This window comes from Pseudomonas sp. 1L-E-NC-VB-C3 (genome assembly GCF_057291535.1).
In genome coordinates, this window is the sequence record NZ_JBXAWD010000006.1 from 193,448 (window position 1) to 214,675 (window position 21,228).

Below are 21,228 nucleotides of genomic sequence, written 5' to 3' on the forward strand. Positions count from 1 at the left end.
GGTCACCACTAGGAGAGGAGGCGCCATGCCAACTATTACTCTTCCCGACGGCAGTCAACGTTCATTCGATCACCCGGTTTCCGTAGCCGAGGTCGCCGCGTCCATTGGTGCAGGCCTGGCCAAAGCCACGCTCGCGGGCAAGGTCAATGGCCAACTGGTCGACGCCAGCGACATCATCAGCAGCGACGCGACCCTGCAAATCATTACGCCAAAGGATGAAGAGGGGCTGGAGATCATTCGCCACTCTTGCGCGCACCTGGTTGGCCACGCGGTCAAACAGCTGTACCCGACCGCGAAGATGGTCATCGGCCCGGTCATCGACGAAGGCTTTTATTACGACATTGCCTACGAGCGTCCTTTCACGCCGGAAGACATGGCGGCTATCGAACAGCGCATGCAGCAACTGATCGAGAAAGATTACGACGTCATCAAGAAAGTCACTCCGCGCGCTGAAGTGATCGAAGTGTTCAAGGCTCGTGGCGAAGACTACAAGCTGCGTCTGGTTGAAGACATGCCGAACGAGCAGGCCATGGGTCTGTACTATCACGAAGAATACGTCGACATGTGCCGTGGTCCGCACGTGCCGAACACGCGTTTCCTGAAATCCTTCAAGCTGACCAAGCTGTCGGGCGCTTACTGGCGTGGCGACGCCAAGAACGAGCAATTGCAGCGCGTCTACGGCACCGCCTGGGCTGACAAGAAACAGCTGGCGGCGTACATCCAGCGCATCGAAGAAGCCGAGAAGCGCGATCACCGCAAGATCGGCAAGCGTCTGGGCCTGTTCCACACTCAGGAAGAGTCGCCGGGCATGGTGTTCTGGCACCCGAATGGATGGACTCTGTACCAGGTGCTCGAGCAGTACATGCGCAAGATCCAGCGCGACAACGGCTACCTTGAGATCAAGACTCCTCAAGTCGTCGACCGCAGCCTGTGGGAAAAATCCGGGCACTGGGCCAACTACGCCGACAACATGTTCACCACTCAGTCGGAAAACCGCGACTACGCCATCAAGCCGATGAACTGCCCATGCCACGTGCAGGTGTTCAATCAGGGCCTGAAAAGCTACCGCGAGTTGCCGATGCGTCTGGCCGAGTTCGGTGCTTGCCACCGTAACGAGCCGTCGGGTGCGTTGCATGGCATCATGCGCGTGCGAGCGTTTACTCAGGACGACGCGCATATCTTCTGCACCGAAGAGCAGATGCAGGCCGAGTCCGCTGCGTTCATCAAGCTGACCATGGATGTCTATCGCGATTTCGGCTTTACCGAAGTCGAGATGAAACTGTCCACTCGTCCGGAAAAACGCGTCGGCTCCGATGAGCTGTGGGATCGCGCTGAAGCTGCATTGGCTGCAGCCCTTGATTCTGCTGGCCTGCCGTACGATCTGCAGCCGGGCGAGGGTGCTTTCTACGGGCCGAAGATCGAGTTCTCGCTGAAAGATTGTCTCGGTCGAGTCTGGCAGTGTGGTACCTTGCAGCTCGATTTTAACCTGCCTGTCCGTTTGGGCGCTGAATACGTCTCCGAAGACAACAGCCGCAAACACCCGGTGATGTTGCACCGCGCGATCCTCGGTTCGTTCGAGCGTTTCGTCGGGATTCTGATCGAGCACTACGAAGGTGCTTTCCCTGCTTGGCTCGCGCCGACCCAGGCGGTGATCATGAATATCACTGATAAACAGGCAGATTTTGTCGCAGAGGTTGAAAAAACTCTCAACGAAAGCGGATTTCGTGCCAAGTCCGACTTGAGAAATGAAAAGATCGGCTTTAAAATCCGCGAGCATACTTTGCTCAAGGTTCCCTATCTTTTGGTTATCGGAGATAAGGAAGTCGAGATGCAGACTGTCGCTGTGCGTACTCGTGAAGGTGCTGACCTGGGCTCGATGCCCGTCGCCCAGTTCGCTGAGTTTCTCGCGCAAGCGGTTTCCCGGCGTGGTCGCCCAGATTCGGAGTAATTATTATTAAGCGTGAAATGAGACAAGATAAACGAGCTGCACCGAAAGCCCCGATCAACGAGAATATCTCGGCACGCGAGGTTCGGTTAATTGGCGCTGATGGCGAGCAGATTGGCATCGTCTCGATTGATGAAGCGCTTCGTATCGCTGAAGAAGCAAAGCTTGATCTGGTGGAAATTTCCGCAGATGCAGTCCCGCCTGTTTGCCGGGTGATGGACTACGGCAAATCGATCTTCGAGAAGAAGAAGCAGATTGCCGCGGCGAAGAAAAACCAGAAGCAGATTCAGGTTAAAGAAATCAAGTTTCGTCCAGGGACGGAGGAAGGGGATTACCAGGTAAAACTGCGCAACCTGGTACGTTTCCTGAGTGACGGGGACAGGGCCAAGGTATCCTTGCGATTCCGCGGCCGTGAGATGGCCCACCAGGAGCTGGGGATGGAACTCCTCAAGCGGGTTGAACAAGACCTGCTCGAGTACGGTTCGGTCGAACAGCATCCTAAGATGGAAGGACGCCAGCTGATCATGGTCATCGCCCCGAAAAAGAAGAAGTAATCAACAGGGCACGGCAGGCCTTCTGATTATGTTTATCAACTGAATGCGGAGTATCCGAACATGCCAAAAATGAAAACCAAAAGTGGTGCTGCCAAGCGGTTTCTGAAAACTGCTAACGGCATCAAGCACAAGCACGCTTTCAAGAGCCACATCCTGACTAAAATGTCGACCAAGCGTAAGCGTCAACTGCGCGGTAGCAGCTTGCTGCATCCGTCTGACGTGGCAAAAGTCGAGCGCATGCTGCGCCTTCGTTAATTTAGTCAAGAATAGAGGAAGTAACTCATGGCTCGTGTAAAGCGTGGCGTCATTGCCCGTAAGCGTCACAAAAAAATTCTGAAACTTGCTAAAGGCTACTACGGCGCACGCTCCCGCGTATTCCGTGTTGCCAAGCAAGCGGTAATCAAGGCAGGCCAATACGCCTACCGTGACCGTCGTCAGAAAAAACGTCAGTTCCGCGCTCTGTGGATCGCTCGTATCAACGCTGGTGCTCGTGTTAACGGTCTGTCCTACAGCCGTTTCATCGCTGGCCTGAAAAAAGCGTCCATCGAGATCGACCGTAAGGTTCTGGCTGATCTGGCAGTGAACGAAAAAGCGGCGTTTGCTGCGATTGTCGAGAAAGCTAAAGCCACCTTGGCTTAAGTACCCCCGACAGTCACCCGGCCTCACCTCTGTGGGGCCAGGTGTTAAACGTCATAAATAGGGGAAGAGCCTTCAAGCTCTTCCCCTATTTTGTATCTGGAGTCTGTACATGGAAAACCTGGATGCGCTGGTCTCTCAAGCACTAGAGGCTGTGCAAAGCGCTGAAGATATCAATGCCCTGGAGCAAATCCGGGTTCAATACCTTGGCAAGAAGGGCGAATTGACTCAGGTGATGAAGACCCTGGGGAATCTGCCGGCCGAAGAGCGTCCGCAAGTCGGTGCGCTGATCAACGTTGCCAAGGAACGTGTTACAGGCGTTCTCAATGCGCGCATGGCATTGTTTGAAGAAGCCGAACTGGCTGCCAAACTGTCTGCCGAATCCATCGACGTGACGTTGCCGGGCCGTGGCCAGACCTCTGGCGGTCTGCATCCGGTCACCCGGACTCTGGAGCGCGTCGAGCAGTTCTTCACCCACATTGGCTACGGCATCGCCGAAGGTCCTGAGGTCGAAGACGACTACCACAACTTTGAAGCGCTCAACATCCCAGGCCATCACCCGGCCCGGTCGATGCATGACACCTTCTATTTCAATGCCAACATGTTGCTGCGCACCCATACCTCGCCGGTACAGGTCCGCACCATGGAATCCAAGCAGCCGCCGATCCGCATCGTCTGCCCGGGCCGCGTCTATCGCAGCGACTCCGATATCACCCATTCGCCGATGTTCCACCAGGTCGAAGGCCTGCTGGTTGATCGCGATATCAATTTTGCCGATCTCAAAGGCACCATCGAAGAATTCCTGCGGGTGTTCTTCGAGAAAGAACTGGCCGTGCGTTTCCGTCCTTCGTATTTCCCCTTCACCGAGCCATCCGCTGAAGTCGATATGGAATGCGTGATGTGCAGCGGCAAAGGCTGCCGCGTCTGCAAGCAGACCGGCTGGCTGGAAGTGATGGGCTGCGGCATGGTTCACCCGAACGTGCTGCGCATGTCCGGCATCGATCCGGAAGAGTTCTCCGGATTTGCCTTCGGCATGGGTGTCGAGCGTCTGGCCATGCTCCGTTACGGCGTGAACGACTTGCGTCTGTTCTTCGACAACGACTTGCGGTTCCTCGCGCAATTTCGCTAGTCGTAACGAATTCTTAGGAGAGCAGGATGAAATTCAGTGAACAATGGCTGCGTGGCTGGGTCAGCCCGCAGGTAGATCGCGATGAGCTGGTTGCTCGTCTGTCGATGGCCGGTCTTGAGGTCGATAGCGTTACTCCGGCCGCCGGCGTATTCAGTGGTGTGGTGGTGGGTGAGGTGCTGAGCACCGAGCAGCATCCGGACGCCGACAAGTTGCGCGTATGCCAGGTCAGCAATGGTGCGGAAACTTTCCAGGTCGTGTGCGGAGCGCCAAACGTGCGCCCGGGCCTGAAGATTCCGTTCGCCATGATCGGCGCAGAACTGCCGGGCGACTTCAAGATCAAGAAAGCCAAGCTGCGTGGTGTCGAGTCCAACGGCATGCTGTGCTCGCAAGCCGAGCTGCAGGTCGGTGAGGGCAACGACGGTCTGATGGAGCTGCCGGCCGATGCGCCGGTGGGCAAAGATTTCCGTGTATACCTGGATCTGGAAGACGCCAGCATCGAGGTCGACCTGACTCCGAACCGAGGCGACTGCCTGTCCCTGGCCGGTCTGGCTCGTGAAGTCGGCGCGCTATACGCCGTGCCGGTAACCCGTCCTGTGGTAGCTGCGATTGCAGCGGTGCACGACGAAGTGCGCTCGGTCGAGGTGCTGGCCCCAGCCGCGTGCCCACGTTACCTGGGTCGGGTCATCCGTAACGTCGACCTGTCCAAGCCGACGCCGCTGTGGATGGTTGAACGTCTACGTCGTGCCGAAGTGCGCAGCATCGACGCTGCGGTGGACATCACCAACTACGTGATGCTCGAGCTGGGCCAGCCACTGCACGCGTTCGATCTCGCCGAAATCAATGGCGGCATTCGTGTGCGGATGGCTGAAGAGGGCGAGAAGCTGGTTCTGCTCGACGGTCAGGAAGTCAGCCTGCGTAGCGATACGCTGGTCATCGCCGACCACACTCGTGCACTGGCGATCGCCGGCGTAATGGGTGGCGAGCACAGCGGTGTTTCCGCGACCACGCGCGATGTGTTCCTCGAATCTGCGTTCTTCGATCAGATCGCTGTTGCCGGTAAGGCACGTTCTTACGGCTTGCACACCGACGCTTCGCATCGCTACGAGCGTGGCGTTGACTGGAAGCTGGCCCGTGAAGCCATGGAGCGCGCCACTGGCCTGCTGCTGGAAATCACTGGTGGCGAAGCTGGTCCGGTTATCGAAACCGTCAGCGAGCAACATCTGCCGTCGATTGCGCCGATCACCCTGCGTGCCCAGCGCATCACGCAGATGCTTGGCATGGAAATGGATGCGGCACAGGTCGAGCGTCTGCTCAGCGCTCTGGGTCTGAACATTACCGCTGAAGGGGAAGGGCAGTGGCGTGTTGAAGTACCAAGCCACCGCTTCGATATCAGCCTGGAAGTCGACCTGATCGAAGAGCTGGCTCGTTTGTACGGTTACAACCGTCTGCCGGTTCGCTACCCGCAAGCGCGTCTGGCCCCGCAAGCCAAGGCCGAAGCGCGTAGCGATCTGCCTGAGCTGCGCCGTTTGCTGGTTGCTCGTGGTTATCAGGAAGCGATCACCTACAGCTTCATCGATCCGCGTCAGTTCGAACTGTTTAATCCGGGCGTCGAGCCGCTGTTGCTGGCCAATCCGATTTCCAATGACATGGCTGCCATGCGCTCGTCGCTGTGGCCAGGTCTGGTCAAGGCGTTGCAGCACAACCTCAATCGTCAGCAGGATCGTGTGCGTCTGTTCGAGAGCGGCCTGCGCTTCGTTGGTCAGCTTGACGGCTTGAAGCAAGAGCCGATGTTGTCCGGGGTTGTTTGCGGTAGCCGCTTGCCGGAAGGCTGGGCGCAGGGTCGCGACACCGTCGACTTCTTCGACGTCAAGGCTGACGTGGAAGCGGTATTGGGTTTCGCCGGTGCCCTGGATTCGTTCACCTTTGCTCCGGGCAAGCACCCGGCGCTGCATCCGGGTCAGACCGCGCGCATCGAGCGTGAAGGTCGCGAGGTAGGCTATATCGGTGCAATTCACCCTGAGCTGTCGAAGGCACTGGGGCTGGATCGTCCGGTGTTCGTCTTTGAGCTGGTTCTGGCGGAAGTGGCGCTCGGTAAAATGCCGAAATTCCACGAGTTGTCGCGCTTTCCTGAAGTGCGTCGTGACCTTGCACTGATCGCGCACAAAGACGTCGCGGCCTCGGCTGTACTGGACGTAATCCGTGAAAATGCAGGCGAATGGCTCACAGAGCTCAGGCTGTTTGACGTGTATCAGGGTAAAGGTATTGATCCTGATAGAAAAAGCCTTGCAGTCGGCTTGACCTGGCAGCATCCATCGCGCACTCTTAATGACGATGAGGTGAATTCGACGACGCAAAATATCCTCACCTCGCTCGAACAAAGGTTGAACGCCACGTTAAGGAAGTGACGTATGGGGGCTTTGACGAAAGCTGAGATGGCGGAACGTCTGTATGAAGAGCTGGGCCTGAACAAGCGGGAAGCCAAGGAATTGGTCGAACTGTTTTTCGAGGAAATCAGGCACGCTCTTGAAGACAACGAGCAGGTCAAATTGTCCGGTTTCGGCAATTTCGACCTTCGGGACAAACGCCAGCGGCCTGGCCGCAACCCGAAAACGGGGGAAGAAATCCCGATCACGGCTCGCCGTGTGGTCACCTTTCGTCCAGGGCAGAAGTTGAAGGCCCGAGTTGAGGCTTATGCTGGAACCAAGTCATAACGACGAACTACCCGTCATCCCGGGCAAACGCTACTTCACCATTGGTGAAGTCAGCGAGCTGTGTGCCGTAAAGCCACACGTGCTGCGCTACTGGGAGCAGGAGTTTCCTCAGCTCAACCCCGTCAAACGCCGCGGGAACCGCCGGTATTATCAGCGCCAGGACGTGCTGATGATCCGGCAGATCCGCGCGCTCCTTTACGATCAGGGTTTCACCATCGGCGGCGCACGTCTGCGCCTGTCCGGCGACGAAGCCAAAGATGACACCACACAGTACAAACAGATGATTCGGCAGATGATTGCCGAATTGGAAGATGTTCTGGTGATACTCAAGAAATAAAAAGCTGCGCTTGAATACTTCCAGTTTTCAAAAGCTTGCGATATATTCTTGAGCGTTCTTCGAGGTGAAGAACGGGATGCAACATCAGTCGGGGCGTAGCGCAGTCCGGTAGCGCACTAGCATGGGGTGCTAGGGGTCGAGTGTTCGAATCACTCCGTCCCGACCATATTTTTCAATGACTTAGGCCAATGTTCACAGCATTGGCCTTTTTCATGTGTGTGTGATTTGCGGGGCTACTCGATCACGCCTGCGACTCGCACCAAGTGTTTGGATTAGTAAGAAAGTCCGCTCGTCGAGCAAATAGCACTCTCTGTGCGCCGATCTTCTCTTACTTATTAAGCGCAGCCCCTGCGCCACTGACGGGAGAGAATGATGATCGACGACAACAACGGCCCTGAAGCGCCATATCCGGGACCAGACGAACAAACCCCTGATTCTGGCGAGGGTCATGATTCCGGCCTGGAGCAGGCTGATTCTGAGCCGAAGCAGGGCACCGACGAACGACCAGAGGACTGGAATCCGCCAGCCGGCAATCCTGGCTCTGATCAGGACGCCCAGACGGGCCGAGATAATGGCGGCGCTAAGTAAGCCCGATCAATTGTAATAGTTCACGAGACCCGGCCATCGCGCCGGGTTTTTATTGCCGCCCAACCCTCTATCGCCATCCCCGGGCGCAGACGGTTATTTGGGCTTGGGTGGGCGAAGCTGAGCGGCGCCGGCGGCTGGACGCTTCGATCCAGGCGCCGGCAACAAGCATGTTCACTCTACGATGCAGATCCAGCGATGGTTGTATCGATAGGGTGCGCGTGTGAAATGGACGTCTGAGACCATTTTCATGCCTCGCTCTTGGAGCGCTTCGGTCAGTTGTACGAGTGTCTCTGCCTGGATAGTCATTGCTGTCACCTCGTCAGATTTACTGCGTTCATAATTCTTGACCGAGAGATCAGGCGGCTAATTCATTTTTTCTACAGTCATCATTGAAGTAGTGCGATCAAGAGCGCTGTGCTTCACTTCGTGTCCACTAACTTGCCCCATTCAAGTCCGAACCGCGCCAGGTACTTCCTCAAGCGATCGGCATCATTAGGCTGCGCCTTGGCCTGCCGGGAAATGCCGAACAGCTGTCGACCGGCATCCGACAGGCTGTCCGCCTGCCGGCATACCTCAATAACCGCCTTCAGCTGTAAGCGATCGAACAAGTCCATGCTCTCGCTATCTCCCGGCAACTCAGTTGATACCGCAGTGGGTTGCGCCAAGCCCCATGCATATCGCAATCGATCGATCTCATCGTCTACCTGCGCTTCATCGATGCGTCCGCTTTCGGCCAGAGTTGCCATCCGTGTAATCGACGCGGACAGTTCGCGAAAGTTGCCCAGCCACGCTGCTTCACGTGAGCTGGCGAAGGCCAGGTAGCGTCGGCGTGCTTCGAGATTGAAACGCGCGCGTTGCCCATGTTCGCGCGCGTGGCGTTCCAGTTCGAAATCGATGTTTGGCTCGATGTCCTCGCGGCGGCCGGCGAGGCCGGGCAGGTCGAATGTCCAGAGGTTGATCCTTGCGTACAGGTCCTCGCGAAAAAGGCCTTCGGCGACGCGGCTGCGCAGGTCGCGGTGGGTGCCGGCGATTATCAGAAAATCACTCTCGACTTCCTTGTCCGAGCCCAGCGGGAAGAAGCGTTTCTCTTCGATTGCCTTTAACAGCATCGCTTGTTCGTCTGCGCCGAGCTCGCCGATTTCATCGAGAAACAGCATGCCGCCGTTTGCGGCGCGCAGCAGGCCATCGCGAGCGTTTTGCGCGTCGGTGAAGGCGCCTTTGACGTGTCCGAACAAGGCCGACATCGCGCCGTCGCCACGCAAGGTTGCACAGTTGACTTCGACAAAGCGTCCCTGCATTTGATGACGGTTACGTTTGAGTTCGTAGATGCGCCGCGCCAGGAAGGATTTGCCGGCGCCGGTCGGGCCGATCAGCAGCATGGGGGCTTTCGAGCGCAGCGCAACGCGCTCGATTTGTTCGATGGAGCGGTTGAAGGCCGGGTTGCGTGTGGCGATGCCGGACTTGAGAAATTCCAGGCCTTCGAGACGTTTGCTGGCGAAGCGTGAAGCAATCCGATCATAGCGCGACAGGTCGAGATCGATCAGCGCATGAGTGCCACAGGCGTGATCGTTTTCGTTCTTGCGCTTGGCGGGGGAGGTCTGAATCAGCCGGGCTGGCAGATAGCGCGCCTCGGTCAGCAGGAACCAGCAGATCTGTGCGACGTGGGTGCCGGTGGTGATGTGGACGAGGTAATCCTCGTGCTCGGTGTCAAAATTGTACGCAGTGGTGAAGTCGTGCAGTGCGCCGTACACCTCTTCGAAATCCCAAGGATTGCGCAGCGACATTGGATGCAGGCGCACTTCGGTGCTCGGAGAAATCTGCTGGATGTCCGCTCGGACACGCTCGGCGAGGCTGACGTCGCGCGCGTCGAGGCCGTGAATCAATTCAAGCCGATGGATAGGGAGTTCTGTTTGTTGGCACAGACCTACGCTTGGTCGCCAATAATTCCAACGGCTGGCACCTTTGCCGACACGATCCAGGGTGGCTCCGATAAATCCGATGGCGACCGTGCGTTTGTTGGGCATGCTTATCTCATAAGATAAATGACGATATGCAATGATAATTTTGCTGGTCTGATTTGTCTTCCATAGATTATCGAGACTCGTCGAATCAGAGATAAAAGCTATTAAAATCAGAAACATAGCAGAAAAAACCATAGCCGCATCCAAAGCTGGCACAGCGGCTGCAATGCTGGTGGAAACGAACATGGACACCAAGATATGAAAGACCAAACCTACCAGCTTCTCGAAGTCGCCGACGGCAAGCCAATCAAACTCTGGACCGAAGGCGTTCCAGTAGAAAATGAAGCCCGCGCGCAATTGATGAACACTGCGAAAATGCCCTTCATCTTCAAGCATCTGGCGGTGATGCCGGATGTGCACCTGGGCAAGGGGTCAACCATCGGCAGCGTTATTCCAACGGTCGGCGCGATCATTCCCGCAGCGGTGGGCGTCGACATCGGTTGTGGAATGATCGCTGCGCGTACATCGCTGATGGCTTCGGATCTGCCGGACAACCTCCACGGACTGCGTAGTGCCATCGAGCAAGCGGTGCCACATGGCCGCAGTTCGAATCGTTCGCGGCGAGACAAAGGCGCCTGGGACGAGATTCCTCAGCAAGCCGATCAGGCCTGGGCGGGGTTGCAGCCGCGCTTCAAACTGATCACCGACAAGTATCCGAAACTGGCCAACACCAACAACCGTGGGCACTTGGGGACGCTCGGCAGTGGCAACCACTTCGTCGAAGTGTGCCTGGATGAAGCCAACCGGGTGTGGTTCATGCTGCACAGCGGTTCGCGCGGTGTCGGCAACGCTATCGGCAACCTGTTCATCCAGATGGCCCAAGCTGATATGCGTCAGCATATTGCCAACCTGCCGGACCGTGACCTGGCCTATTTCGAAGAAGGCAGCCGACATTTTGATGACTATGTGGAAGCGGTGGGCTGGGCGCAGGACTTCGCCAGACAGAACCGCGAACTGATGATGCGTGCGGTGGTTCAGGCCACGCGGCAGATCATCCGCAAGCCGTTCGAAGTGGCGCTGGAGGCGGTCAACTGCCACCACAATTACGTGCAGAAGGAACGGCATTTCGGTGAGGACGTGCTGATTACCCGCAAAGGCGCGGTGTCAGCGAAGAAGGGCGAACTGGGGATTATTCCGGGCTCGATGGGCGCCAAGAGTTTCATTGTGCGCGGTCTGGGCAACGAAGAGTCGTTCAGTTCCTGCAGCCACGGCGCCGGGCGCACCATGAGCCGCACCAAGGCCAAGAATACCTTCACCGTCGCCGATCAGATTCGCGCCACGGCCCACGTGGAATGCCGCAAGGACGAAGCGGTGATTGACGAAATTCCGATGGCCTACAAGGACATCGACAAAGTCATGCACGCCCAGCGTGAGCTGGTGGAAGTGCTGCACACCCTGCGTCAGGTGGTGTGCGTCAAAGGATAAGGAGCTACAGCGCTGGCGAGAATTCTGCATCCGGCGCTGCCCCGGTTCATCGCGGCTGAGCTGAAGCGCGAATTATCAATATTGATCGTAACTCAGGAAGACCCACGACGGTTTAACGGTACCTCAGAGACACCGTCGGGCTATACGCGTAAGGATTTGCAATGAAAGAGATAATCGAACTGGACGGCGCCATCGGTGGCGGCCAGGTGTTGCGCAGTGCGTTGAGCCTGTCGATGGTGACAGGTCGGGCGTTTCGCATTAAACAGATTCGCGCCAGACGCAGTCGTCCGGGATTGCTGCGTCAGCATCTGACAGCCGTGATGGCGGCGGCCGAGATTTGTGGTGCACAGATATCTGGTGCGCATCTGGGGTCGCAAGCCCTGAGCTTCGAACCGGGCGAGATTAGCGGAGGCAACTTTCAGTTCGCTATTGGCACGGCGGGCAGTTGCACGCTGGTGCTACAGACGCTGTTGCCAGCCTTGTTGCAGGCGCCGCAGGCCAGTCGAGTGACAATCTCCGGTGGCACGCATAATCCGCTGGCGCCGCCGACGGATTTCCTGTCGCGCAGTTGGTTGCCGCTGCTGCGGCGCATGGGCGGCGATGTCGAGTTGGAGTTGCTGCGTCATGGTTTCGTACCGGCGGGCGGTGGCGAAATTGCGGTGAAGGTGCAGCCCTCGCGCCTCACGCGCCTGGACCTGTGTGAGCGCGGCGAGGCAGTCTCACGACGCGCATTGGCGCTGACCGCAGGTCTCGCACCCACTGTCGCTCAGCGAGAGCTGAGTCAGGTGGCCAAGCGTTTGAACTGGCCAGTGGAGGCGCTGCAACCTGTGGCGCTTGACCCGGCACGCGGCCCGGGCAATGTGTTATTGCTGGAGTATGTTTTCGAGCATGTCACTGAGGTGTTCAGCGCATTTGGCCAAGTGTCGTTACGCGCCGAGAAGGTGGCCGATGCCGCAATCAATCAGGCTGTCGACTGGTTGCGCAGTGATGCTGCTGTCGCTGAGCATCTGGCCGATCAGTTGCTGTTGCCGATGGCGCTGGCCGGTGGCGGATCGTTCACCACGCCGCGCATGACTGATCATCTGCGCAGCAACATCGAAGTCATTCACCTGTTTTTGTCGGTCCGTATCGATTGCCGAGAGGAGGGCGGCGATCGCTTGCGGGTAGACGTTTTCCAAACCGATTAACAGCGGCCGGCAACCGGAAAGCAGTTGCACAACCTCATCGCAGGTGAGGCTAGCCTTCAGCCATTAGCACATCCGACCTAATTGCCCCCGTTCTGGCTCGACCTTAAAGTCCTTTCGCTTGGCAGGTTATTGCCAGTATTTCTCCGGTATGAAAATCAAAAAGGTCGATCTGCAATGAACTCATCAAGGACTATCCCGGTTCTCGCTTTATTCGCAACAATGGCGCTCGCAGTTACTGGATGCCAGACCGTCAAACCGGGAGAGAGTGATCTCAAGAATCGCGCACAGACCACCATCGGTAAACCCGTAATCAAGGTTTCAAATATCCGCAGCGACTTCAATACAACCTTCTACACCGCGCAAACCGAAAGTGGCGAATATACGTGCGAACTGCCGAGCGGCCCGATGGTTGCTCTGGGTTCCATGGGCATGGGACTGGGCGCTCAGTGCACCAAGCAATGACTAATCAATCCTTTCGAAGCTGAAAGAAAAAGGCCAATGTCGATGACATTGGCCTTTTTCTTTAACGAATACTCGGCGCAGATCAGCTGGTTTTCGAGTTCAGCTTGCGCAGTTCTTCGTAGGTCGCCGATTGCACGAACCAGAAGCCGGAGACGATGCACCAGCCCAGGGTACCGCCTACGAACATGCCGAGACCCGAAAGAAAGCTCTGGCTCATCATGAAGAGGGAAACGATCAGGATGACCGCCAGTGCGATGTAGAGAACGATGTTGTTGACGCCGATGACGAAATCTTTCATTTGCATTCCTTGGATGTATTTTCCTCTGGCCACCTTCTATGGTGGCCAGTGCGCGCATCATATTGATATCACCGTGGATTGCGCTAGTTCGGCGTCGGTATTTTGTTATGAATAGCAAAGTCCGTGGTTACTGAGCGGGTTTTTTCTCAAGATCTTCGGAGTCGCTCGACGTCGCCGCATCCTTCTCCGTCTCGTGCGGTTCTGAGCCCGCATTGGCGCCTGAAGACTCTTCACCTTTCTTGTTGGCCTTCTCATCATGGTCACTAGAGCTTTGTGCATGATTGACACCGGGCAGGGCGGTGGCGGGGGTGGCAGCGCCCGCTGTCGTTTCGGCTGCCCAAGCGTGGAGCGGGCCAATCAAGCACAGACTGAAAAACGAAATTGCGAAGATTTTCTTGTTCATCACGTGGGCCTTCTACGCGGTGGGATGTACTGCTTTGGATAAGCCTGTCTGCCAAAGGTGCGCAGTACTGGACGAGCGGCGAAGCCTGATTGTATTCAGCCGGATCAAAAATCTCGCGACAGCAGGCAAATTGCTGGCCCCCATAGGTGTTTCGCACCGGCAAAATCGCCTTTTTTCAAAAGGTTAGGTTGGCTACATGCGCACGATTGTCATCACCGTTGTGACGCTCTCCCTGGCTTTGATCGCCTCGGGAGTGCAGGCAAAAGAGTTGAGCAAGGGCCATCGCTTTGCCTGCACCTGGGGCTCGGATATTGCTGCCGGTGCGCAGCGATCAAAACTGTCCGGGGTTTCGCTGTATGGCGCGCGCAAGCAATTGCAGGTTCGCCGATTCCAGCAACCCTGGATGCGCATGACAGCGATGCGGATTACCGAGCAGACCTACAACAGCAGTTCGAAGCTCAAACCGGCAGCGGTCAAGCAGACCTATTACGAACAATGCGTACGCCATGAGTTGGCTCGGCGCTGATGCCGGTTTCTCAGGACTGATTTACACAGCTCAGGAATCGCGAGAGCCCTTGGCCACTGCCGGCCCGGCAACCCGCGGCGCCGCTTTGGTCTGCATCAGTGCATCCAGAGCCTTGCGATAGCCCTGGCCGCCAAGCGCCATGCTGTTGTTGTGCGTCGCGCCGGGCACGAGCAGCAGGCGTTTGGGCTGCTCTGCGGCATTGAATAGCTGCTCGCTGAAGCGCGGCGGCACGAAGGCATCAGCCAGGCCATGCACCACCAGCAGTGGCATGTGAATGTCGGCGATCTTGTCGATGGAATCGAATTTCTGCGACAGGAGCCAACGCACAGGAAGCGAGGTGTTGGCCACGGCGGCAGCTACGTCGGCGAGAGAAGTGAAGGTAGATTCGATGACCAGACCGCGAACCGGCAGAGGTGTGTTGTTGCGCGCCGCGTTCTGTCCGAGCTCGGCCGCCAGATCAATCGCCACCGCACCGCCGAGAGAGTGGCCGTAGATCAGGCGCTTGTTCGGGTCCGGTTGCAGCAGCTGGAAGCGCTCCCAGGCCACGCGGGCATCTTCATAAACGCTGCTTTCGGATGGTAGATCACCCTTGCTTTGGCCGAACCCGCGATAATCGATGGCCAGCACCGAATAGCCCGCCGCGCGTAGTTGTTCTATGCGGAATAACTGTCCGGTGAGGTTCCAGCGCACACCATGCAAGTAAAGGATTGCCGGGGCATTGGCACGTTCCGCCGGCCACCACCAGGCATGGATGTTCTGCCCGGCCTTGAAACTCTTCGGTTGCAGATCGAGTTCCTGAACGCTGCCGGGCAGACCGCGATACCAGCCGGCGGTGCCCGGCTCGATGCGAAACAACAGTTTGCGCTCGGTGTGTTCCAGCACCGCACAACTCGTCGGCACGCCAATGATCAGCGCGGCCATCATGGCGAACGCCAAGCGGCGGCGTCGCAGACGGGTCAGGAAGGACAGGAACATTAATCGTTTCACCACAGCGCAGACAAAGAACGCTTTTTACCAGATGCCTCGGTCTGCGCGTGACTGTTTTTCGACCACCGTGCACGCCCAACGATTACAAGATGCTGCAATCGATCACGCCACCTGCAGCACAATCTTGCCGATATGATCGCCGCCCTCCATGCGGGCATGGGCCTGAGCCGCGTCAGCCAGCGGGTAAACCTTGTCGATGATCGGCAGGCAGCGCCCGGCGCTGAGGGCAGGCCAAACGTGTTCTTGCAGTTGATCGGCGATGGCGGCTTTTTCCGTAGCCGTACGCGCGCGCAGCAGCGAACCGGTGACCACCGCGCGTTTGCCGAGGATGGCCAGCAGATCGATGTCGTTGGCGCGGGCGCCGCCGAGAAAGCCGAGCATCACCAGTCGGCCATCCATTCCCAGTGCGCTGATGTTGCCGTTCAGATACGAGCCACCCATGATGTCGAGAATCACGTTCACGCCTTGATCTGCGGTCTTCTCGGCAATGACCTTGGCGAAATCTTCCTCACGATAGTTGATCGGTTGCCCGCCAAGCTGACGGATCGCGTCGCATTTTTCAGCACTGCCTGCGGTAGCAAACGCCTCGATGCCAAATTCACGACAGAGCATCAGCGCGGTGGTACCGATACCGCTGGTGCCACCGTGAATCAACACGCGCTGCCCGGCCTTGGCGGCGCCGAGGCCGAACAGGTTGGCCCAGACGGTGAAAAAGGTTTCTGGAACTGCGGCGGCCTGGACCCAATCGACTCCATCCGGCACAGGCAAAGTCTGGCCGGCCGGAACCGCGCAATACTCGGCGTAGCCACCGCCATTGGTCAGCGCGCAGACCCGATCGCCGACCGCGAAACGCGTTACTCCGGCGCCAACCGCGACCACTTCGCCAGCCACTTCCAGACCGGGGATCGGGTCCATGCCGGGCTTCATCGGGTACTTGCCGGCGCGCTGCAAGGCGTCCGGACGATTGATTCCGGCGGCGTGAACACGGATCAGCACTTGGCCCTCGGAAGCAGTGGGCAGAGATACGCGCCTGGCTTGCAATACTTCAGGGCCGCCGGGTTGGGTGATTTCGATACGGGTCATTTCTTTAGGCAGTGACATGTCGATTCCTGTGGAGAAGGTCGTGTAGATGGGAGCGCAGACAGGGTGCAATGATTCCCCTCAGTTCGCCGCGCAGCGCGTTTCATTAGCAGAGGGCAGCCAGCGCATGGCTAGCTCCAGCAGTAGAGCCACGACGATTGCGCCAGCGGCGATCACAAACAGCAGCGTGTGCTGGCCGCCCGAGGCATTGAACAATGCCGAATAGGCAAACCCGGCCAGCGCCTGAAAGGTTGCGAATGACACAGTGGCACGGCTCCAGGCGATCTGCTGACGGTGATGCGACGGCACCAGCTCATGCACGCGGGCCAAAGCCAGAGGCACGATGCCCGGCGGGAACGAGCCGAGAATCACCGCCAGTAAAGCCAGCGCCAGAAACGCATGGGAGACGGCGAGCAAACCGAGGGCAATGGCTTGAACTACCAGCACCACGCGAATGCCAGTGCGTGCACCAAGCTGGTCGGCCAGAAAACCGTACGTCACCGGCCCGACAATCGCTCCCAGGCCATACATCACCCAGACCATTGCGCCGATATGCGCCCCGGCGCCCAGTCCGCGAGCCACGTAATCCACCAGAAACACCATGGCAGGCACCAGCCCGGCGGCCATGAACGCGTATTGAGCAAACAACAGGTAGACGCCCGGCGGTGTCGGCTCATCAGCCGACGTTGCGTGCGCAGCCACAGGGTGCGCGGTATCCGCAGGCCAGCCGAACCAGCTCAACGCGGTCAGCAACAACGCCAGCGCGCCCAGCCCCAGCCATGTTGCCTGCAAGCCAAGAGTCAGCAGTGGCGGCACGATGGTGCCGGAGCCAGCAATCCCCAGGCCGATGCCAAGGAAGATTGCGCCACTGGCCAAGCCTCTGTGCGCCGCCGGAACGTGAGGCAGCACGGTTGCCGCCACCAGCACCATGATCGCGCCACCGGCAATGCCGGACAGCAAACGCCAGCCGAAGAACCAGCTCACCGAGAGCGGATAAGCACAGGCAAAAAATGCTCCCGTGACCGCGAGCATCATCAGGCGCAGGGCGTTGCGGTTACCCAGTCGATGGGCCATGGGACGACCGAGCAGGGCGCCGATCAAGTAGCCGACCAGATTGGCCGCGCCGAGATAGACGACATCATTGGCGGAAAACCACTGTGCCTGAATCAGCGAAGGGACCAGCGGCGTGTAGGCGAAACGCGCCAGGCCAATGCTGACCAGGCTGGCGCAAAGCCCGGCGAAGATCGGCAGCCAGATGCCGGAGGAATTTGCAGTACGCATGATAGCGATCTCACAAGAGGTGTATGGCGCTCAGCTTATCGGCTATCTTGGCTGCGCATATGCAGCGATTAAGCGGCAGAGTGATGCAAAAATGCTTCGATGAGGATCAGCATGAATTGGGATGATGCGCGGGTTTTTCTGGCGGTCTGTCGCGAGTCCACCTTGCGCGGAGCTGCACGAGTTCTGGGCGTGGACCAGGCCACTGTCGGGCGGCGTATTACCGCGCTGGAAAAGTCTTTGAGCGCGACGCTGTTCCTGCGTACCTCCGATGGCTACGCGCTGACCAGTGTTGGTGAAGCGGCGCGTAAAAGTGTGGAAAAAATGGAACATTCGGCACTGGAACTGGAGCGGCACATCCACGGGCTGGACGATCGTCTGACCGGTAACGTACGGGTCAGCACCACCGACTCGATGGCCATCGACTTCATCATCCCGGCGATGGCGCGCCTGCATGACCAGCACCCCGACGTGCAGATCCAGTTGGATGCGTCGACGCAAATCCTCAGTCTGGCCAAGCGCGAAGCCGATATCGCGGTGCGCAATACTCGGCCGGATAACCCGGATCTCATCGCTCGGCGAATCGCCCGTTGGCCTGTAGGACTTTTCGCAGCACAGGCCTATGTCGAGCGCCATGGAGAACCGCAGCCCGGCAACGCTTTCGGGGGCCATGATCTGGTGGTGTATCAGCCGTACTTACAGAGCAAAAAAGACCTGACGCTGGTCTCTGAACCGTTGACCCGCGGACGCATCGTCGCCACGCTCAGCTCCAGCCTCTTGGTGCGTCGAGCCCTTGCCGCAGGCCTCGGGATAGGCGAGATACCGGTATACATGGGCGAACGCGATGGCCTCGTCAGACTTTGGCCGGAGCGGACCCGGCCGCTGCCGTATGAAGTGTGGCTGGTCACCCACGCTGACCTGCGTCACACCGCGCGGGTACGGGCGGTCATCGAGCAGATCGTTGAGGCTTTTGCGCTGGAAAACGAATAAGTGGTTCAGGGTTTTGCCGAGGCTACAACTGCTGACGAAACAGCCTACGTCCGAGACAGAATGGGCCGGCTTGTTGTAGTCCGTGATGAGTTCTATTGTCACTGCAGCTCGATGCAGACCTCAGTGACGCATCGAAACGAAGAGCCAGGGAAGGCCGCGTAGCCGCAGAAAGGTGTCGAATTGAAAATCAGGGAAGTGAATCAATATGCAGTCACGGACAGATCGGACGCGGGGCGGGACAGGCAAATCATGAGCAGCATAAGTCGCGAAGAATTCGATGCCAGGATAGAAACCATCGAGACGAGGATGGATGGCCGCGTGGCAGAAATGCGCGCCGACATTCGCGGGTTCCTGGCTGCTCAGGCAGAGCGGGACAAGGTCTATCTTGAACGGGACAAGGCCCTGCAGGAACGGGACAAGCGTTATGACCTGATGTGGATGGGCGTGCAGAAAATCGCCGACGAATCGCGGGAAGCGATCAGACAGGCATCGACGGTAAAGGCCAATTACTGGGCTGCCACCACTGTGCATTTCCTCGGCGTGGCTTCCTTGCTGGTTGGCGCACATTTTGCCAATCAGGCGGCGGTGTTGACCACGATACAAACCACGCTGGCAGCGATTCAGATTGGCAAAGAGGTATCGTCACCCAAACCTGTCGTACAACCCTCAGCAGAGCCGCCGCAATAAAAAACGGCCTTCAGTGGAAGGCCGTTCTGCATCGCGCCAGATCATGGCATTTGCGGCAACTCCTGAGGCCGCAAGTCGAACACCAGCACTTCGGCATCAACCCCGTTGCTCAAGGTGAGCAGCTGTTCTTCACGAACCCGCACGCCGTCGCCTTCCTGCAAGGCTTGGCCATTGAGTTCGACGCTGCCACGCGCAACGTGCACGTAAGCGTAACGATTGGCCGGCAATTTCAGCGTGGCACTTTCCTCGCCGTCAAATAACCCGGCGTAGACCCGCGCATCCTGACGGACTTTCAGGGAGCCACTGCTACCGTCCGGCGAGATGATCAGTTGCAGGCGACCACGTTTTTTCTGCGCGCTGAAGTGTTCCTGTTGATAGCGCGGCTTGGCGCCACTGACATCCGGCACGATCCAGATTTGCAGAAAGTGCACGGGCTTGGTGGCCGAGTGGTTGAACTCACTGTGCGCCACGCCGCTGCCGGCACTCATCAATTGCACGTCCCCAGGGCGGATCACCGAGCCAGTACCGAGGGTGTCCTTGTGTTCCAGCGCGCCTTCGAGCACATAGGAAAAGATCTCCATGTCGCGGTGCGGGTGCTGGCCAAAGCCTTTGCCGGCGGCGACCCGGTCATCGTTGATCACCAGCAGATCGGAGAAACCCTGTTCACGCGGGTTGCGGTAGCTGGCGAAAGAAAAGGTGTGAAACGACTTCAACCAGCCGTGATTGGCGAGGCCGCGATCGGAGGCTTTGCGAAGAGTCAGCATGATGAAATCTCCTGGCGGGACGTGAATTCGTCCGAGTGAGGAGAAGGTTACTGGTTACCCGGTGAGGCAATAAGTAGATGGAAATTGAAAGACTGTCCGGCTCAGGTTGACAGTTTTGCGTTATGGTTCACCCATTCGATCACGCTCCTGAACACTCGGTCCGCCATAATGCCTTGGCTGAAGCGTGCGTATTGACCCTTGAATATGTGTGAAACCTCCCATGAAAACCGTGGCAATGGTGCTGTTCCCTGACTTTCTGATGCTCGACATGGCGGGGCCGCTGGAGGTGTTTTCAGTCGCCAACCGTTATCTGAAACCTGATCTGCACTATCAATTGACGACTCTCGGCACAGAGCGCGGCTTGCTGAGGGCGTCCAACGGCGTGCAGGTTCAGGCTGACTTGCACATCGACGAAGCGGCCGAGCGCTATGACCTGCTATTGGTGCCGGGCGGACCCGGCGCCTATAACCAGAGATTTCTCGAGCTGTTTGGCTGGTTGAAAAAAGCCGTGCCGCGCGCGGAGCGTTACGGTTCGATTTGCACTGGCGCATTCATCCTCGGCCACGCCTGCCTGCTTGATGGTTATCGCGTCACCACGCATTGGAACTACACCGAACGGCTGATCAAGGCTTTCCCGAAAACCACGGTGACCACCGATCAGATCTACGTCGAGGATCGTAATCTCATCACCTCCGGTGGCGTTACGGCCGGCATCGACCTGGCGCTGGCGGTGGTGGCCAGAGATCACGGCAAGAAAATCGCCCAGGACGTTGCCAAGGTCTTGTTGGTGGTCATGAAGCGCCAGGGCGGGCAAGCGCAGTTCAGCCCGTTGATGGCGGCAGTCTCACCGCAAGAAACGCCCATCACCCGCGCGCAGAATTACGTCCTTGAACATCTGGATGAAGCGTTCACCGTCGAGCGCATGGCCGGATTGGCGAACATGAGCGCACGGCACTTTGCTCGCCTGTTCGCCCGTGACGTCAATATGACGCCGATGGAGTTTTTGCAGAATGCCCGCATTGACTGCGCGCGAAACCTGTTGGAAACCGGCGATCTGCCGCTCAAGACCATCGCCTACAAAAGCGGCTTTGGCAGTGTCCGGCACATGCGCTCGTTGTTCGCCGAAAAGCTCGGTCTTACACCGTTACAATACCGTGAACAGTTCAGCTAGAGCGGTTCTGTCCGTCTGACGCAGTCGGATGTCCGTGCTGCGTCGGCTC

The 21,228-nt window shown here is 58.0% G+C and carries 23 protein-coding genes and 1 tRNA gene; 17 read left to right on the forward strand and 7 right to left on the reverse strand.

The genetic code is table 11. The annotated features are described in order from the left end of the window. Positions 1-25 precede the first annotated feature (25 nt). The 10 genes from thrS to AC0Z5Z_RS12385 all read left to right on the forward strand — a co-directional run bounded on the left by thrS (position 26) and on the right by AC0Z5Z_RS12385 (position 7,900). Positions 26-1,948 carry a threonine--tRNA ligase gene (thrS, locus tag AC0Z5Z_RS12340; protein WP_024012407.1) on the forward strand — a complete coding sequence of 641 codons (1,923 nt, stop codon included), beginning with the start codon at positions 26-28 and terminating at the stop codon, positions 1,946-1,948. Beyond that, positions 1,948-2,499 carry a translation initiation factor IF-3 gene (infC, locus tag AC0Z5Z_RS12345; protein WP_169432615.1) on the forward strand — a complete coding sequence of 184 codons (552 nt, stop codon included), beginning with the start codon at positions 1,948-1,950 and terminating at the stop codon, positions 2,497-2,499. Before thrS ends, infC begins: the two co-directional genes overlap by 1 nt. Before the next feature lie 60 nt (positions 2,500-2,559). Continuing rightward, complete coding sequence (gene rpmI, locus AC0Z5Z_RS12350) at positions 2,560-2,754, forward strand: 50S ribosomal protein L35 (protein ID WP_002553160.1); 195 nt, start codon at positions 2,560-2,562, stop codon at positions 2,752-2,754. A 27-nt stretch (positions 2,755-2,781) separates the two neighbouring features. After that, the gene (rplT, locus tag AC0Z5Z_RS12355) at positions 2,782-3,138 is read left to right on the forward strand and encodes a 50S ribosomal protein L20 (RefSeq protein ID WP_002553161.1); all 357 of its coding nucleotides are present in this window, start codon (positions 2,782-2,784) and stop codon (positions 3,136-3,138) included. A 109-nt stretch (positions 3,139-3,247) separates the two neighbouring features. Beyond that, the gene (gene pheS / locus AC0Z5Z_RS12360; protein ID WP_105708849.1) at positions 3,248-4,264 is read left to right on the forward strand and encodes a phenylalanine--tRNA ligase subunit alpha; all 1,017 of its coding nucleotides are present in this window, start codon (positions 3,248-3,250) and stop codon (positions 4,262-4,264) included. 26 nt (positions 4,265-4,290) lie between these two features. Further along, entirely contained in the window at positions 4,291-6,669 is a 2,379-nt protein-coding gene (pheT, locus tag AC0Z5Z_RS12365; RefSeq protein WP_485611154.1) for a phenylalanine--tRNA ligase subunit beta, read from the forward strand. 3 nt (positions 6,670-6,672) lie between these two features. Further along, positions 6,673-6,975 (forward strand): integration host factor subunit alpha, encoded by a 303-nt coding sequence (ihfA, locus tag AC0Z5Z_RS12370; protein WP_002553164.1) that lies wholly within the window; start codon positions 6,673-6,675, stop codon positions 6,973-6,975. After that, positions 6,956-7,312, forward strand: coding sequence for a MerR family transcriptional regulator (locus tag AC0Z5Z_RS12375; RefSeq protein ID WP_485611155.1), 357 nt, complete (start codon positions 6,956-6,958; stop codon positions 7,310-7,312). Before ihfA ends, AC0Z5Z_RS12375 begins: the two co-directional genes overlap by 20 nt. An 89-nt stretch (positions 7,313-7,401) precedes the next feature. Further along, positions 7,402-7,478, forward strand: a tRNA-Pro gene (locus tag AC0Z5Z_RS12380). A gap of 206 nt (positions 7,479-7,684) precedes the next feature. Then, positions 7,685-7,900 (forward strand): hypothetical protein, encoded by a 216-nt coding sequence (locus AC0Z5Z_RS12385; RefSeq protein WP_485611156.1) that lies wholly within the window; start codon positions 7,685-7,687, stop codon positions 7,898-7,900. A gap of 419 nt (positions 7,901-8,319) precedes the next feature. On the opposite strand, the gene rtcR is transcribed toward AC0Z5Z_RS12385, so the two are convergent. Next, positions 8,320-9,924: an RNA repair transcriptional activator RtcR gene (gene rtcR, locus AC0Z5Z_RS12390; protein ID WP_485611181.1), complete on the reverse strand. Its 1,605-nt coding sequence runs from the start codon at positions 9,922-9,924 to the stop codon at positions 8,320-8,322. A 195-nt stretch (positions 9,925-10,119) separates the two neighbouring features. Between rtcR and AC0Z5Z_RS12395 the strand changes: the two genes are divergently transcribed. From AC0Z5Z_RS12395 to AC0Z5Z_RS12405, 3 genes are all read left to right on the forward strand, one after another. Beyond that, positions 10,120-11,346 carry an RtcB family protein gene (locus AC0Z5Z_RS12395; protein WP_485611157.1) on the forward strand — a complete coding sequence of 409 codons (1,227 nt, stop codon included), beginning with the start codon at positions 10,120-10,122 and terminating at the stop codon, positions 11,344-11,346. Positions 11,347-11,507: 161 nt separating this feature from the next. Next, positions 11,508-12,533: an RNA 3'-terminal phosphate cyclase gene (gene rtcA / locus AC0Z5Z_RS12400; RefSeq protein WP_485611158.1), complete on the forward strand. Its 1,026-nt coding sequence runs from the start codon at positions 11,508-11,510 to the stop codon at positions 12,531-12,533. A 174-nt stretch (positions 12,534-12,707) separates the two neighbouring features. Beyond that, positions 12,708-12,995 (forward strand): hypothetical protein, encoded by a 288-nt coding sequence (locus AC0Z5Z_RS12405; RefSeq protein WP_041478565.1) that lies wholly within the window; start codon positions 12,708-12,710, stop codon positions 12,993-12,995. Between the two features lie 82 nt (positions 12,996-13,077). Here AC0Z5Z_RS12405 and AC0Z5Z_RS12410 read toward each other — a convergent pair whose 3' ends face one another. Together AC0Z5Z_RS12410 and AC0Z5Z_RS12415 are read right to left on the reverse strand one after the other, a co-directional pair. Beyond that, positions 13,078-13,293: a hypothetical protein gene (locus AC0Z5Z_RS12410; protein WP_041478566.1), complete on the reverse strand. Its 216-nt coding sequence runs from the start codon at positions 13,291-13,293 to the stop codon at positions 13,078-13,080. 127 nt (positions 13,294-13,420) lie between these two features. After that, on the reverse strand, positions 13,421-13,696 hold the full coding sequence (locus AC0Z5Z_RS12415) for a hypothetical protein (protein ID WP_423662872.1): 276 nt from the start codon (positions 13,694-13,696) through the stop codon (positions 13,421-13,423). 196 nt (positions 13,697-13,892) lie between these two features. On the opposite strand from AC0Z5Z_RS12415, the gene AC0Z5Z_RS12420 reads away from it, so the two are divergent. After that, positions 13,893-14,222 (forward strand): hypothetical protein, encoded by a 330-nt coding sequence (locus tag AC0Z5Z_RS12420; protein WP_485611159.1) that lies wholly within the window; start codon positions 13,893-13,895, stop codon positions 14,220-14,222. A 30-nt stretch (positions 14,223-14,252) separates the two neighbouring features. On the opposite strand, the gene AC0Z5Z_RS12425 is transcribed toward AC0Z5Z_RS12420, so the two are convergent. The 3 genes from AC0Z5Z_RS12425 to AC0Z5Z_RS12435 form a co-directional block, all read right to left on the reverse strand. Beyond that, on the reverse strand, positions 14,253-15,197 hold the full coding sequence (locus AC0Z5Z_RS12425) for an alpha/beta hydrolase (RefSeq protein WP_041478569.1): 945 nt from the start codon (positions 15,195-15,197) through the stop codon (positions 14,253-14,255). Positions 15,198-15,311: 114 nt separating this feature from the next. Continuing rightward, complete coding sequence (locus AC0Z5Z_RS12430; RefSeq protein ID WP_315435650.1) at positions 15,312-16,310, reverse strand: NAD(P)H-quinone oxidoreductase; 999 nt, start codon at positions 16,308-16,310, stop codon at positions 15,312-15,314. Between the two features lie 60 nt (positions 16,311-16,370). Further along, positions 16,371-17,570: a YbfB/YjiJ family MFS transporter gene (locus AC0Z5Z_RS12435; RefSeq protein ID WP_485611160.1), complete on the reverse strand. Its 1,200-nt coding sequence runs from the start codon at positions 17,568-17,570 to the stop codon at positions 16,371-16,373. 111 nt (positions 17,571-17,681) lie between these two features. On the opposite strand from AC0Z5Z_RS12435, the gene AC0Z5Z_RS12440 reads away from it, so the two are divergent. Then, positions 17,682-18,557, forward strand: coding sequence for a LysR family transcriptional regulator (locus AC0Z5Z_RS12440; protein ID WP_375123402.1), 876 nt, complete (start codon positions 17,682-17,684; stop codon positions 18,555-18,557). A gap of 180 nt (positions 18,558-18,737) precedes the next feature. Further along, complete coding sequence (locus tag AC0Z5Z_RS12445; protein WP_252869157.1) at positions 18,738-19,244, forward strand: hypothetical protein; 507 nt, start codon at positions 18,738-18,740, stop codon at positions 19,242-19,244. A 41-nt stretch (positions 19,245-19,285) separates the two neighbouring features. On the opposite strand, the gene AC0Z5Z_RS12450 is transcribed toward AC0Z5Z_RS12445, so the two are convergent. After that, positions 19,286-20,008 carry a pirin family protein gene (locus AC0Z5Z_RS12450; protein WP_252869158.1) on the reverse strand — a complete coding sequence of 241 codons (723 nt, stop codon included), beginning with the start codon at positions 20,006-20,008 and terminating at the stop codon, positions 19,286-19,288. A 220-nt stretch (positions 20,009-20,228) separates the two neighbouring features. Between AC0Z5Z_RS12450 and AC0Z5Z_RS12455 the strand changes: the two genes are divergently transcribed. Continuing rightward, positions 20,229-21,179, forward strand: coding sequence for a GlxA family transcriptional regulator (locus AC0Z5Z_RS12455; protein WP_460060537.1), 951 nt, complete (start codon positions 20,229-20,231; stop codon positions 21,177-21,179). Positions 21,180-21,228 lie beyond the last annotated feature (49 nt).